This is a genomic window from Oryzihumus sp., assembly GCF_054325275.1.
In genome coordinates this window covers 25,863-39,421 of the sequence record NZ_JBTCWL010000017.1, presented here as the reverse complement: position 1 = coordinate 39,421, position 13,559 = coordinate 25,863, and the positions used below count along the sequence as shown (strand labels likewise).

The following is a 13,559-nucleotide window of genomic DNA, read 5'->3' as shown; positions in this document are numbered from 1 at the left end:
GATAGATGCATCATGGACACATCCTCCGGTATGCCGTCCGCCTCCGAGCGGACCTACGCCCACCTCAAGCGCTCCATCCTCGACGGCACCCACGCCGGAGGGGTGCTGGTCACCGAGGGCGAGGTCGCCGAGGCCGTGGGTGTGTCCCGGACCCCGGTGCGCGAGGCGTTGCTGCGTCTGGAGGCCGAGGGCCTGGTCCGGCTCTACCCGAAGAAGGGCGCACTCGTCATACCGGTCTCTGCGCAGGAGGCGCGCGACGTCGTGGAGGCGCGCGAGCTGATCGAGCAGTGGGCGGCCGACCGCCTATGGGCGCGGCGCAAGGAGGTGCTCGACGACCTCGCCACGCTGCTGGAGCAGATGCGCGACGCCCGTCGTCGCGGGGCGGTCGCGGAGTTCAGCGAGGCCGACCGGGCCTTCCACGAGCGGATCGTCGCCGGTGCCGGCAATGCCGTCCTCACCCGGCAGTACCGCTCACTGCGAGAGCGCCAGATGTGCCTGACCAGCACCGCCATGCGAGTCGCCGACGGCCGGATGGACAAGGCTGTGCAGGGTCACCGGCAGCTGCTGGAGCTGCTGCGCTCGGGGACCAAGGCGGCCTTCCTGGCGGCCACGCGCGACCACCTCGAGATCGCACGCGAGCAGGCCGGGGTGGCCCGGTGACCCCGCCGCCCGCGCACCTGCAGCCGACCGACCCGACGCTGAGGCACCCGCTCGGCGGACGTCGGGCGTGGCTGGTCTGGACCGTCGCGATCGCGGTCTACCTGCTGGCCGTCTTCCACCGCACCTCCCTGGGGGTGGCCGGGCTGGTGGCGGCCGAGCGGTTCCACATCAGCTCGGCGCAGCTGGCGACCTTCACGATGGTCCAGCTGTTCGTCTACGCCGGTATGCAGATCCCCGTCGGCGCCGCGCTCGACCGGTTCGGCTCGCGGCGGATGCTGAGCATCGGGCTGACCCTGATGACGCTGGCGCAGCTCGGGTTCGCCTTCGCCGACACCTTCGCCGAGGGCGTCGTGGCGCGCGTCTTCGTCGGCATGGGCGACGCCATGGTCTTCATCAGCGTGCTGCGCCTGGTCGCGCTCTGGTTCCCCGCTGCGCGGACCCCGATGGTCACCCAGGTCACCGGCCTGGTCGGCCAGCTCGGCGCGCTCGCAGCCGCCGGCCCGCTGTCGGCGGCCTTGCACGGGCTGGGCTGGACCCGCTCCTTCGCCCTCGCGGCCTCGCTCGGCGTCCTCGCCGGTGCGCTGCTGCTGGCGGTGGTGCGCGACTCGCCCTACGAGGATCACCACCGCGAGGAGCTGAAGATGAGCGCCGTGGGCCGGGCGCTGCGGCTGGCGTGGGAGACCCCGGGCACCCGCCTCGGGCTGTGGTCGCACTTCTCCTCGCAGTTCGGCGCCAACGTGTTCACCCTGCTGTGGGGCTTCCCGTTCCTCGTCTCCGGCGAAGGCCTGAGCGAGGCCACGGCGAGCACTCTGCTCGGGCTCATGGTCGTCACGACGATCGTGTGCAGCCCGGTCATCGGCACGTTCGTCACGCGCTGGCCGTACTCCCGCTCCACGCTGATCCTGTGGATCGTCGCGGCGATCGTGTCGGTGTGGACCGCGGTGCTGCTCTGGCCCGGCCGGGCGCCGCTGTGGCTGCTCGTGGTGCTCGTGGTCGTCACGGCGGTCGGCGGCCCGGGCTCGATGGTCGGCTTCGACCTCGCCCGCACGTTCAACCCGCCTACCCGCATCGGCAGCGCCACCGGCATCGTCAACGTCGGCGGCTTCTTCGCTGCCCTGTCCACGGTGGCGCTGATCGGCGTGGTCCTCGACCACGTCGCCCCCGGCGGCCCCGCCACCTACACCGTCGGCTCGTTCAAGGCGGCGATGTCGGTGCAGTACCTCGTCTGGGCCGTCGGTGTGGTGCAGATCCTGCGCTACCGGCGCCGCACCCGGGTCCACCTGCGCGAGCAGGACCCCGCCATGTATGCCGCGCTGCGCGGCGAGCGCGTCACCGCCGCCTGAGGCCGGGGTCCCCCTCGGCGCATGGGGGCAACCTCGGGGCGCGGGAAACCCGGCGGCGGGTGTGGTCGCGGGCGGTTAGGTTCGCTGGCGTGACTGGAGCCACCGAGACCGCCGCCCTGTCCCACCTGCCCGTGCGCACTGCCCGGCTGGACCTGCACGTGTTCACCCGCGAGGACGTCACCGCGATGCTGGAGGGTCGACGCCTGCCCCGCTGGGTCGAGGGCTACCCGCGCGAGGACGACGTCGACGTCGCCCGGCACGTGGCGTCCCTGCCCGCGCCGGGGCCGCAGGATGTGCCGTGGCTGCCCCGGCACATCGTGGTGCGCGAGATCGGGCTGGCCGTCGGCAGCGTCGGCTTCTTCGGGCCGCCCGGGCCGGACGCGAGCGTCGAGATCGGCTACGGGCTCGTCGAGGGGGCGCGGCACCAGGGCTACGCCTCCGAGGCGGTGGCCGGCCTGGTGGCAGCGGCCCAGGCGGCCGGGATCCGGCTCGTCGTCGCCCACACCCTCCCCGACAACGTGCCGAGCCAGGCGGTGCTGCTGCGCAACCGGTTCCTGCCGACCGGCCGCAACGAGGACGGCGAGCCGCGCTTCGAGCGCCGCCTGCCCTGAGCTCGACACCACCATCTCGTCGGCCTGCCGTGACCAAGTTGTGACCTGCCGGCGGATCGGCGCTTGTCGATGCGCCGACCTTGGAGGTGACCTGCAAAAAGACATGGGTGTCATTTCCGGTGGTGGCGTTCTCGCAGGTCAGGGCCCTGCTCTGGCACGGATGGGATTTTTGTGACTCGTGGGCAGGAAGTGGTGAAGCGCGCCTACGCTCGATCGGCCGAGCCCGCTGATCCGGAGGTCCCCCGTGCGTCGAGAGCCCCTCGCCCCGCGCCGCGAGCACCCCGTCCTGCCCCGGGGCCTGCGTGCCGCCCTCGTGGCTGGTGCCGGCGCCGGCCTGCTGCTCGGCTTCGTCCTCCCGGCGTCGGCCGACCCGGTCTACCCCTCCGCCAAGCAGGTCGCCCAGGCCAAGGCGGCGACCGCGGCCAAGGCAGCGCAGGCCGACGCGATCCAGGCCCGGCTCATCGCCTCCACCGCCCACCTCGAGCAGGTGCGCGCGGGTGCGGAGCAGGCGGCCGAGGCCGCCAACGGCGCCACCCTGCTCCTCGCCGAGAAGACGCGGGCGGCGCAGGCGACCCGCCTACGCGCGGCGGCCGCCGCCACGGTGGCCCAGCGGGCCTCCGACAAGGTCGGCCAGCTCGCGGCGCAGGCCTACATGGGCAGCAACGGCCTCGGCGGTCTCGACGCGTTCCTGTCCAGCCGGGGCCCGCAGGACATCCTCGACAAGGCAGCCGGCCTGTCCATCGTCAGCGACATCCGCAACCGCACGCTCGCCGAGGCCTCGGCCAGCGCGGTCGTCGCGGGGGTGCTGCAGCGCCAGGCCGCGCAGGCCCAGGCCCAGCAGCTGGCCGCGGCCCAGGCCGCCGACGCGGCGCGGCGGGCGGCGCAGTCGCAGGCCACCCAGGCCGCCGCGGAGACGGCCCGGGTGCAGCAGGAGCAGGCGAGGATGCTCAGCCAGCTGGCCACCCTGCGCAACACCTCCGTCACGCTCGAGCGCCAGCGCCAGCAGGGCCTCGAGGCGCAGGCGCAGGCCCGTGCCGCGGCCGCCGCGCGGGCGGCAGCCCAGGCGCGGGCCCGTGCGGCCGCGGCCGAGGCGGCACGCCGCGCGGCCGAGCAGGCGAAGAACCACCCCAGCGGCGGCGGTTCGCACAGCGGCAGCACCACGGGCGGTTCCGGTGGCGGATCCGGCAACGGCGATGGCGGGAGCAGCACCCCCACGCCGCCGGTGACCGACGCGCCGCCTCCGGTGTCCGGCGGTGTATCCGCCGTCATCGCGTTCGCTCGCGCCCAGGTCGGCGACCCCTACGAGTGGGGGGCGGCCGGTCCCGGCACGTGGGACTGCTCCGGCCTGACCATGCGCGCCTGGGCCGAGGCGGGGGTCAGCCTGTCCCACTACACCGGCGCCCAGTGGGACGAGACCGCCCGCGTGCCGCTGGGCGACCTGCGTCCCGGCGACCTGGTCTTCTTCGGCGACTCGGGCCCCACCAGCCACCACGTGGGCCTGTACATCGGGGGGGACCAGATGATCGAGGCGCCCTACACCGGGGCGGAGGTGCGCATTTCCAGCATCTGGCGCAGCGACCTGCTGCCCTACGGCGGCCGCCCCTGACCGGCCCGGCCGGCCGGCAGACCTCGGAAGACGCGCGAAGGGTGCCCGCGGTCAGCGGGCGCCCTTCGGCGTGAGAGGGGGAGCGGGGCTCAGTGGCCCGGGTTCGGCCCCGGCCAGCGCGCCGTGGTCATGCCGGCGTCCTTGGCGCGCTGGACCGCCTCCGCGACGATCTTCTCGGCCTCGGCGCGGCCGCCCCAGTGGGCGCCCTCGACCGACTTGCCCGGCTCGAGGTCCTTGTACGTCTCGAAGAAGTGCTGGATCTCCAGGCGGTCGAACTCGCTGACGTGCTCGAGCTCGGTGATGTGCGCCTGGCGCGGGTCACCGGCCGGGATGCACAGGATCTTGTCGTCGCCACCGGCCTCGTCGCGCATGTGGAACAGGCCGATCGGGCGGGCGGAGACCAGGCAGCCGGGGAAGGTCGGCTCCTCCAGCAGCACCAGGGCATCCAGCGGGTCGCCGTCCTCACCGAGGGTGTCCTCGACGTAGCCGTAGTCCGCCGGGTAGCGCGTGGAGGTGAACAGCAGCCGGTCCAGCCGGATGCGCCCCGTCGCGTGGTCCACCTCGTACTTGTTGCGGTGTCCCTGCGGGATCTCGATGGTGACGTCGAATTCCACGTGTGTGCCCTTTCACGGGTCTCAGCGATCTGGCTTAGGCTCGCCGTCAAGTGTCCCGCACCAGTGCAAATCCGGGTCGAGGGGGGTTCGTGCGTCGTCAGCTGGCCATCGCGGCGGGGGTGGTCGCGCTGCTCGCCGGCTACGTCACCCTCGACGTGCACGACGTTGTGCCGGGCCTGCTCACCGATGCGGCGCCGCGCACCGCCGCAGCCGGTATGCCGGGCGGCCGGCCCACGCCTTCCTCCTCACCGTCCCCGTCCGTGGCGGTGCCGGTCGCGCCGGCCTCGGCCGCCGGACCGCTGCCCGACGTGGACTCCCTCGCCCCCACGCCGACCGCCAAGGGGCTGCTGGCCGCGGTGGGCGGCCGGCTCCACGACCCCCGCCTGGGCCGGCAGGTCAGTGTGACCATCCGGGACGGCCTGACCGGGGACCACCTGCTCGACGTCGCACCCGAGGTGCCACGAGCACCCGCATCGACCGCAAAGCTGCTGACCGCCGCCGCGATCGCCCGGGCCACGGACCTGTCCCAGCGGATGACCACCAAGGTGGTCCAGGGCGGCGGACCGGCTGACCTGGTCCTCGTCGCCGGCGGCGACATGCTGCTGAGCCCCGGCCGGGGCAACCCCGACGCGGTGGCCGGCCGGGCCGGCCTGCTCGACCTCGCCCGTCAGGTGGCGACGGCCGCGCGCCAGCAGGGTCTGCGCAGCGTCCGGCTCCATCTGGACGACACCTGGGCGCGCGGGCCGGCCTACGCCCCCGGCTGGCTGGGCCCCGACATCGACCTCGGGCTCACCGGCGCGGTCGCCACGCTCGGCCTGTCCACCCAGCGCGCAACCCCTGGACACCCGGCGCCGGCCGACCCGGCGGCCAGCGCGGCCACCGCGCTGGCCGGGCGGCTGCGCGCCCTCGGCCTGACGGTCGCGCCTGCGGTGACCCGGACGACCGCGCCCTCCGGCGCCGCCGTGCTCGGACAGGTGGAGTCGGCGACCCTTGGCGAGACGCTCTCGCTGGCGCTCGCCGACAGCGACAACGCGCTGACCGAGTCGCTGGCCCGGCAGGTGGCGGTCCGCGCCGGGCGACGCGCCGACTTCCCCGCGGAGGCGGCCTGGGTGCTGGCCTCGCTCAAGGCGCGAGGCATCCCCGCCGCCGGGGTGCGCCTGGTCGACAGCTCCGGCCTGAGCCGCGGCACCACCGTGCCGGCCCGGGTCATCGGTGACGTGCTGGGCCTGGCCTCGCGGGGCAAGGACGCCGGGCTCGAGGCTGTGGTCTCCGGGCTGCCCGTGGCCGGGCTGACCGGCACCCTCCACGACCGATTCCACGCGCCGTCCTCCCGGGTGGCCGCCGGCATCGCCCGCGCCAAGACCGGCACCCTGACGGGGGTGAGCAGCCTGGCCGGGACGGTCGTGGACCGCGACGGCCGCCTGCTGACGTTCGTCGTCCTCGCCGACGCCGTGCCCCCCGGCGGGGGAACGCTGGACGCCAGGGCAGCGTTGGACGCCTTCGTAGCGACACTCGCGACCTGCGGCTGTCGATGACGCCCCCCTACGGTGAAGGCATGGGCATGGCAACGAGCACCGGACCTGCCGCGGGCACCGACCCCGGCTACGTCGACTGGGACTTCGCCAAGGCGACGGGCCGCCGGCTCGTGCCCGCGGGGCCGAAGGTCAGCCCGGCGGAGGCGGCCGCGGCGGTCGCCGCGCTGCGCGAGGCGGCCCAGCGGTCCCGGCAGCCGGTGGCGGACACCGCCCACCTGCACGCCCCGGCCGGTGACGCCGCCCTCGTCGTGGACCGCCCCGGCTGGATCGACGCCAACGTCGACTCGCTGCGCGGCATGCTCACCCCGGTCGTGCAGGCCATGGCCGCGCGCCACACCGGGCAGTCCACCGCGGTCGTGACGGTCGGCGGCAAGGTCACCGGCGGCGAGACCGGCGCCCTGATGTCCTTCCTTGCGACCAAGGTCCTCGGGCAGTACGACCTCGCCCCCGACGGGACCCCCCGCCTGCTGCTCATCGCCCCGAACGTGGTGCAGGCCGAGGCCGAGCTGGGGGTGGACCCGGGCGACTTCCGCCTGTGGGTCTGCCTGCACGAGGAGACCCACCGGGTGCAGTTCACCGCGGTGCCGTGGCTGCGCCAGCACCTCATCGAGCGGGCCCGCGAGCTCTCGCTGGAGCTCATGCCCGACCCCGACCAGCTGGGGGCCCGCCTGGAGCAGCTGGTGCAGAACCTGCCCCAGGCCTTCCGCGCCGGCGGCACCGGGCTGACCGAGCTGATGACCACCCAGGAGCAGCGGGACAAGATCGCGGCCCTGACCGCGGTGATGTCGCTGCTCGAAGGCCACGCCGACGTGGTGATGGACGACGTCGGACCCCAGGTGGTGCCGACCGTGGAGCAGATCCGGGTCAAGTTCCAGCGCCGCCGCGAGGGCACGGGCAGCATCGACCGTCTGCTGCGCCGGCTGCTCGGCCTCGAGGCCAAGATGCGGCAGTACCACGACGGGGCCACCTTCGTGCGCGCCGTCACCGACCGGGTCGGCGTCGACGGCTTCAACGCCGTGTGGACCTCGCCCGAGACCCTGCCCAGGCCGGCCGACATCGAGGACCCGCAGGCCTGGGTCAGGCGCGTCCACGGATGACCGGCCCCCACCCGGCCGTCGCCGCGACCCGGGTGGCGGTCCGGCCGGCGCTCGCCGAGGCCGGCCCCGGCAGCCGCGTGCTCGTCGGGTGCAGCGGTGGGGCCGACTCCCTGGCCCTGGCCGCGGCCGTGGCCTTCGAGGCGCCCCGGCTGGGCGTGGTCGCCGGTGCCGTGGTCGTGGACCACCGGCTGCAGGCGGGGTCCGCCACGGTCGCCGAGGAGGCCGCCGGGCAGTGCCGGGCGCTCGGGCTCGAGCCGGTCGAGGTCGTGACGGTGCAGGTCGCCGGCGGCGGGAGCGGCCCCGAGGCGGAGGCGAGGCGTGCGCGATACGCCGCGCTGGAGCAGGCGGCGGACCGGCTGGGCGCCGCCCAGGTCCTCCTGGGGCACACCCGCGACGACCAGGCCGAGCAGGTGCTGCTCGGGCTGGTGCGGGGCTCCGGGGCCCGCTCGCTGGCGGGCATGCCGGCGCGGCGCGGCGGGCTGGTGCGACCGTTCCTTGCCCTGGACCGGACCACCACGCGCGCGGCGTGCGACGCCCAGGGGCTGACCCCGTGGGAGGATCCGCACAACGCCGACGAGACCTACCTGCGGGTGCGGGCCCGGCGGCTGCTCGGCGAGCTCGAGGCGGCGCTCGGCCCCGGGGTCGCCGCCGCGCTGGCCCGCAGCGCCGACCTGCTGCGCCAGGACGCCGACGCCCTCGACGAGCTCGCCCGCACCGCCCGTGACGGGCTGGGGGAGGGGCCGTGGGCGGTGGCTGAGCTCACCGCGCTGCCCCGCGCGGTGCGCACGCGGGTATGGCGCTCGCTCGCCTCCGAGGCCGGCTCACCACCTGGGGCGCTGTTCGCCGTCCACGTCGACGCCCTCGACGCGCTCGTGACCGACTGGCACGGGCAGGGGCCGGTCGACCTGCCCGGCGCCGTGCAGGCCCGCCGGTTCGACGGGCGGGTCACGCTGGAGCCGTCGCGTCGGGTTGAATAGGGGCTTCGTGTCCCCCCAGCTGTTTGGAGAAGTCGTGGACGCTGCCCACATGGGAGCCGACCTCGAGCGCGTGCTGATCACCGAGGAGGAGATCCACGCCAAGCTCGACGAGCTCGCCGGCAAGATCTGGGCCGACTACGAGGGCAAGGACCTGCTCCTCGTCGGCGTGCTCAAGGGCGCGGTCATGGTCATGGCCGACCTCATGCGGGCCCTACCTGGCACCGCGCCGATGGACTGGATGGCGATCTCCTCCTACGGCTCGGGCACCAAGTCCTCGGGCGTGGTGCGGATCCTCAAGGACCTCGACGCCGACATCACCGGCCGCCACGTGCTCATCGTCGAGGACATCGTCGACTCCGGGCTGACCCTGTCCTGGATCAAGTCCAACCTCGAGTCGCGCAACGCCGCCTCGGTGGAGATCTGCACGCTGCTGCGCAAGCCGGAGGCGGCCAAGGTCGAGGTGGACGTGAGGTACGTCGGCTTCGACATCCCCAACGAGTTCGTCGTCGGCTACGGCCTCGACTACGCCGAGAAGTACCGCAACCTGCGGGTCGTCGGCACCCTCGCCCCACACGTCTACTCCTGACGCCGGGGCGGTCCGGTCAACCCCCACAAGGGCGAGGCCGGCCGGAACACCGCCGTCTTGCTGGTCGTTGACCAGCGAGAATGCCGCACCTCGCTGCGGTGTACCGTCATCCCCACCGTCGGCACGCTGGCTCTACCCGCGGACGACCTTGCTGAGCGACCAGGAGGAACGGGGCCCACAGCCCCGCACACACATGGACTTCAAGCGCATCCTTCGCACCCCGATGGTCTGGGTGATCCTGATCATCGGCATCGGCGTGCTGTGGTTCTCCGTCGGTGAGACGAGCGGGTTCACCCGCATCGACACCTCCGCGGCGGAGAAGCTGATCACCGACAACAAGGTCGACTCGGCCAAGTTCGTCGACAACGAGCACATCGACCTGACCCTGAAGAAGGGGCAGAGCTACACCGGCGGCGACGTCAAGGACGCGACCCGGGTCCGCGCCTACTACGTCACCCCGCGCGGCCCCGAGCTGGTCAAGCTGCTCAACGACCACCTGCCGCCGGCCGGCTACACCGACGAGGTCGCCCAGCCCAACTGGCTGCTCAGCCTCGCCGCGACGCTGCTGCCACTGGTGCTGGTGCTGGGCCTGTTCTGGTTCCTCATGAACCAGATGCAGGGCGGTGGCTCCCGCGTCATGAGCTTCGGCAAGAGCCGCGCCAAGCTCGCCTCCAAGGACACCCCCAAGGTCACCTTCTCCGACGTCGCCGGCGCGGACGAGGCGGTCGAGGAGCTCCAGGAGATCAAGGAGTTCCTGGCCGAGCCGGCCAAGTTCCTCGCGGTCGGCGCCAAGATCCCCAAGGGCGTGCTGCTCTACGGCCCGCCCGGCACCGGCAAGACGCTGCTGGCCCGCGCCGTGGCCGGCGAGGCCGGGGTGCCGTTCTACTCGATCTCCGGCTCGGACTTCGTCGAGATGTTCGTCGGTGTCGGCGCCTCCCGCGTGCGTGACCTGTTCGAGCAGGCCAAGGCCAACGCCCCCGCGATCGTGTTCGTCGACGAGATCGACGCGGTCGGCCGGCACCGTGGTGCGGGCCTCGGCGGTGGCCACGACGAGCGTGAGCAGACGCTGAACCAGCTGCTCGTCGAGATGGACGGCTTCGACGTCAAGACCAACGTCATCCTCATCGCGGCGACCAACCGCCCCGACATCCTCGACCCGGCGCTGCTGCGCCCGGGCCGCTTCGACCGGCAGATCGCCGTCGAGGCACCGGACATGCTCGGCCGCCACCACATCCTGCAGGTGCACGCCAAGGGCAAGCCGATGGCGACCGACGTCGACCTGCTCGCCGTCGCCCGCCGCACCCCGGGCTTCACCGGTGCCGACCTGGCCAATGTGCTCAACGAGGCCGCGCTGCTCACCGCCCGTGGCAACGCCAAGCTCATCGACAACAAGGCGCTCGACGAGGCGATCGACCGCGTCGTGGCCGGGCCGCAGAAGCGCACCCGGATCATGAGCGCCAAGGAGAAGAAGATCACCGCCTACCACGAGGGCGGCCACGCCCTCGTCGCCGCGGCGATGAACCACACCGACCCCGTCACCAAGGTGACGATCCTGCCCCGCGGTCGCGCCCTCGGATACACGATGGTGCTGCCGGCGGACGACAAGTACTCCACCACGCGCAACGAGATGCTCGACCAGCTCGCCTACGCCCTCGGTGGCCGCGTCGCCGAGGAGATGGTCTTCCACGACCCGACCACCGGCGCCGCCAACGACATCGAGAAGGCCACCGGCCTGGCCCGCAAGATGGTCACGCAGTACGGCATGAGCGAGCGCGTCGGCGCCATCAAGCTCGGCCAGGAGCGCGGCGAGGTCTTCCTCGGCCGCGACATGGGACACGAGCGCGACTACTCCGAGTCGGTCGCCGGCGTCGTCGACGAAGAGGTCCGTCGCTTCATCGAGGCCGCGCACGACGAGGCGTGGAACGCCCTCAACGACAACCGCGAGGTCCTGGACCACCTGGTCCTGGAGCTGCTGGAGAAGGAGACCCTCGGCAAGGAGTAGCTCGCCGAGATCTTCTCGCCGGTGATCAAGCGCCCGGTGCGCCCGATCTGGCTCTCGAGCGACCGCCGCCACGTCAGCGACCTGCCGCCGGTGCTCACCCCGGCCGAGAAGGCGGCGATGGCCAACGGCTCGCGCCCGCAGGACGGTCAGCAGCACGTCGAGGAGCACCCGCCCACTGCGGTGATCGAGGTGCCCGAGGGTGGGTATGTCGACCCCGACGCACATTGATCTCGAGCGCGCGGAGCGCGCCGTGCGTGAGCTGCTCGTCGCGATCGGGGAGAACCCCGATCGCGACGGGCTGCAGGCCACGCCGGGGCGGGTCGCGCGGGCCTACGCCGAGATGTTCGCGGGCATGGGTCAGCAGCCGGAGGACGTGCTGACCACGACGTTCGAGATCGGCCACTCCGAGCTGATCCTTGTGCGCGACATCGAGGTCTACAGCACGTGCGAGCACCACCTCGTGCCATTTCACGGCGTGGCCCACGTCGGCTACATCCCGGGCAGGGACGGCCGGGTCACCGGCCTGTCCAAGCTGGCCCGGCTGGTCGACGTGTTCGCCCGTCGCCCCCAGGTGCAGGAGCGGCTGACGACGCAGGTCGCCGACGCGCTGGTCGACCACCTGAAGCCGCAGGGGGTCATCGTCGTGGTCGAGTGCGAGCACCTGTGCATGTCCATGCGCGGGGTGCGCCGCCCGGGGTCACGGACCATCACCTCGGCGGTGCGGGGCCAGCTGCGTGACCCCGCGACCCGGGCCGAGGCGATGGGGCTGATCGGTGGTCACCGGTGAGTGAACGCGCCTCCACGCGTCACGCCCCACCCCACAGCCAGCGCTTCGCCGCCTTCACCGGGCCGCAGTCGAAGGTGCCCCGGGTCCTCGGGCTGCTGACCTACCTCATCGGCATCGGCGACATCATCACCGGGCTGCGCCGTGGCCTGGGCAGCCGGTTCCACCCGATCGCGGAGGTGCTGCCGGGCAGCGTCGCGAACGCCGCCTCGGCGGCCTCGGTGGTGGCAGGCATCCTGCTGCTCTTCCTGGCGCACGCCCTCACCCGCCGCAAGCGCCGTGCCTGGCGGGCCGGGGTGGTGCTCCTGAGCATCAGCGTGCTGCTGCACGCCGGCCGGGTCGAGCTCATCGCCACCGCGGTCTCCATGGTGGTGCTCATCGTGCTCGTGGTCACCCGCGACCAGTTCCATGCGCTCGGCGACCCGACCACCCGGTGGCGGGCCGCGCGCGTCTTCGTGGCCATGGCGGTCATCAGCGTCGTCCTCGGGCTCATCCTCGTGGAGTCCCGGCGGCACGCCATCGTCGGCGGGCCGCCCAGCCTGCAGGAGGCGCTCTGGCAGGTGCTGACCGGCCTCGTCGGGCTGAACGGGCCCCTGGTCTTCGTCAGCGACCGGACCAACGACGTCATCGGCGCGGTCCTGCTCGGCTTGGGGATCATGACCCTGCTCGTCCCGGTCTACCTGGCCCTGCGCGCCCCCGAGCCGCGGCCCATGGTCACCGACGAGGACGAGACCCGCCTGCGGGCACTGCTGGAGCGCAGCCCCGACTCCCTGGGCTACTTCAACCTGCGCCGCGACAAGAGCGTCATCTGGTCCGAGAGCGGCAAGGCAGCCATCGCCTACCGGGTGGTCTCCGGCGTGATGCTGGCCAGTGGCGACCCGCTCGGCGACCCGGAGGCGTGGCCGGGCGCGATCTCGGCGTTCCTGCGCGAGGCGGAGCTGCACGCCTGGCGGCCGGCGGTGATCGGCTGCTCGGAGCGGGCCGGCCACGTGTGGACGCGCGAGACCGGCTTCGACATCCTCGAGCTCGGCGACGAGGCGGTCGTCGACGCGGCCTCGTTCACCCTCGAGGGCCGGGCCATGCGCAACGTGCGGCAGATGGTGAAGCGGATCGGCCGGGCCGGCTACACCACCGAGGTGGTGCGCGCCGCGCAGGTCACCGAGGGCGACCGCCGCCGGGCCCTGGCCGACGCCAGCGCGTGGCGCGGCACCGAGACCGAGCGGGGCTTCTCGATGGCACTCGGGCGGCTGGTCGACCCCGTAGACCCCGACTGCGTGCTCGTCGTGGCCCGTCAGGACGGCGTGATCCGGGCCTTCCTGCAGTTCGTGCCGTGGGGCAGCGACGGCATGTCCCTGGACGTCATGCGCCGCGACCGCACCGCCGACCCCGGCGTCAACGAGCTGATGATCGTCGACGCCCTGCGGGCCGCGCCGGAGCTGGGGGTCAAGCGGGTGTCGCTGAACTTCGCGGCGTTCCGCTCGGCGTTCGAGCGCGGTGAGCGGCTGGGCGCCGGGCCGATGGAGCGGGCCTGGTACCGCGTGCTGAAGTTCGCCTCCCGCTGGTTCCAGATCGAGAGCCTCTACCGCTTCAACGCCAAGTTCCAGCCGCAGTGGACGCCCCGGTTCGTGGTCTACCCGGCGACCCGGGACGTGCCGCGCATCGCCCTCGCGGCGCTGGAGGCCGAGGCGTTCCTGACCTGGCCCCGGCTGCGCTTCTTCAGCGGGGCGTCGTCGTGAGCACGCTC

At 73.3% G+C, this 13,559-nt stretch carries 11 protein-coding genes and 1 pseudogene; 11 read left to right on the top strand and 1 reads right to left on the bottom strand.

What is annotated here, in order from left to right; genetic code table 11:
• Positions 1-12 precede the first annotated feature (12 nt).
• From ACXVGS_RS06370 to ACXVGS_RS06355, 4 genes are all read left to right on the top strand, one after another.
• Positions 13-660 carry a GntR family transcriptional regulator gene (locus ACXVGS_RS06370; protein ID WP_458527730.1) on the top strand — a complete coding sequence of 216 codons (648 nt, stop codon included), beginning with the start codon at positions 13-15 and terminating at the stop codon, positions 658-660.
• Positions 657-2,003 (top strand): MFS transporter, encoded by a 1,347-nt coding sequence (locus tag ACXVGS_RS06365; RefSeq protein WP_458536751.1) that lies wholly within the window; start codon positions 657-659, stop codon positions 2,001-2,003. Before ACXVGS_RS06370 ends, ACXVGS_RS06365 begins: the two co-directional genes overlap by 4 nt.
• 89 nt (positions 2,004-2,092) lie before the next feature.
• Positions 2,093-2,614: a GNAT family N-acetyltransferase gene (locus ACXVGS_RS06360; protein WP_458527728.1), complete on the top strand. Its 522-nt coding sequence runs from the start codon at positions 2,093-2,095 to the stop codon at positions 2,612-2,614.
• Between the two features lie 244 nt (positions 2,615-2,858).
• On the top strand, positions 2,859-4,220 hold the full coding sequence (locus ACXVGS_RS06355; protein ID WP_458527727.1) for an NlpC/P60 family protein: 1,362 nt from the start codon (positions 2,859-2,861) through the stop codon (positions 4,218-4,220).
• An 89-nt stretch (positions 4,221-4,309) separates the two neighbouring features.
• On the opposite strand, the gene ACXVGS_RS06350 is transcribed toward ACXVGS_RS06355, so the two are convergent.
• A complete protein-coding gene (locus tag ACXVGS_RS06350; protein ID WP_141786817.1) occupies positions 4,310-4,834 on the bottom strand; it encodes an inorganic diphosphatase in 525 nt (174 codons plus the stop codon).
• Positions 4,835-4,923: 89 nt separating this feature from the next.
• Between ACXVGS_RS06350 and dacB the strand changes: the two genes are divergently transcribed.
• The 7 genes and pseudogenes from dacB (at position 4,924) to ACXVGS_RS06315 (ending at position 13,551) form a co-directional block, all read left to right on the top strand.
• A complete protein-coding gene (gene dacB / locus ACXVGS_RS06345) occupies positions 4,924-6,369 on the top strand; it encodes a D-alanyl-D-alanine carboxypeptidase/D-alanyl-D-alanine endopeptidase (RefSeq protein WP_458527726.1) in 1,446 nt (481 codons plus the stop codon).
• A gap of 20 nt (positions 6,370-6,389) precedes the next feature.
• Positions 6,390-7,466, top strand: coding sequence for a zinc-dependent metalloprotease (locus ACXVGS_RS06340; RefSeq protein ID WP_458531658.1), 1,077 nt, complete (start codon positions 6,390-6,392; stop codon positions 7,464-7,466).
• Positions 7,463-8,443, top strand: a complete 981-nt coding sequence (tilS, locus tag ACXVGS_RS06335) for a tRNA lysidine(34) synthetase TilS (protein ID WP_458533074.1) — start codon at positions 7,463-7,465, stop codon at positions 8,441-8,443. The genes ACXVGS_RS06340 and tilS overlap by 4 nt, the downstream gene beginning before the upstream one ends.
• 34 nt (positions 8,444-8,477) lie before the next feature.
• On the top strand, positions 8,478-9,029 hold the full coding sequence (gene hpt / locus ACXVGS_RS06330; RefSeq protein ID WP_458527723.1) for a hypoxanthine phosphoribosyltransferase: 552 nt from the start codon (positions 8,478-8,480) through the stop codon (positions 9,027-9,029).
• A gap of 193 nt (positions 9,030-9,222) precedes the next feature.
• Positions 9,223-11,259 (top strand): annotated as a pseudogene (ftsH, locus tag ACXVGS_RS06325) (ATP-dependent zinc metalloprotease FtsH).
• Complete coding sequence (folE, locus tag ACXVGS_RS06320; RefSeq protein ID WP_458527721.1) at positions 11,237-11,818, top strand: GTP cyclohydrolase I FolE; 582 nt, start codon at positions 11,237-11,239, stop codon at positions 11,816-11,818. Before ftsH ends, folE begins: the two are co-directional and overlap by 23 nt.
• A complete protein-coding gene (locus ACXVGS_RS06315) occupies positions 11,815-13,551 on the top strand; it encodes a phosphatidylglycerol lysyltransferase domain-containing protein (RefSeq protein ID WP_458527720.1) in 1,737 nt (578 codons plus the stop codon). Before folE ends, ACXVGS_RS06315 begins: the two co-directional genes overlap by 4 nt.
• Positions 13,552-13,559: the final 8 nt, after the last annotated feature.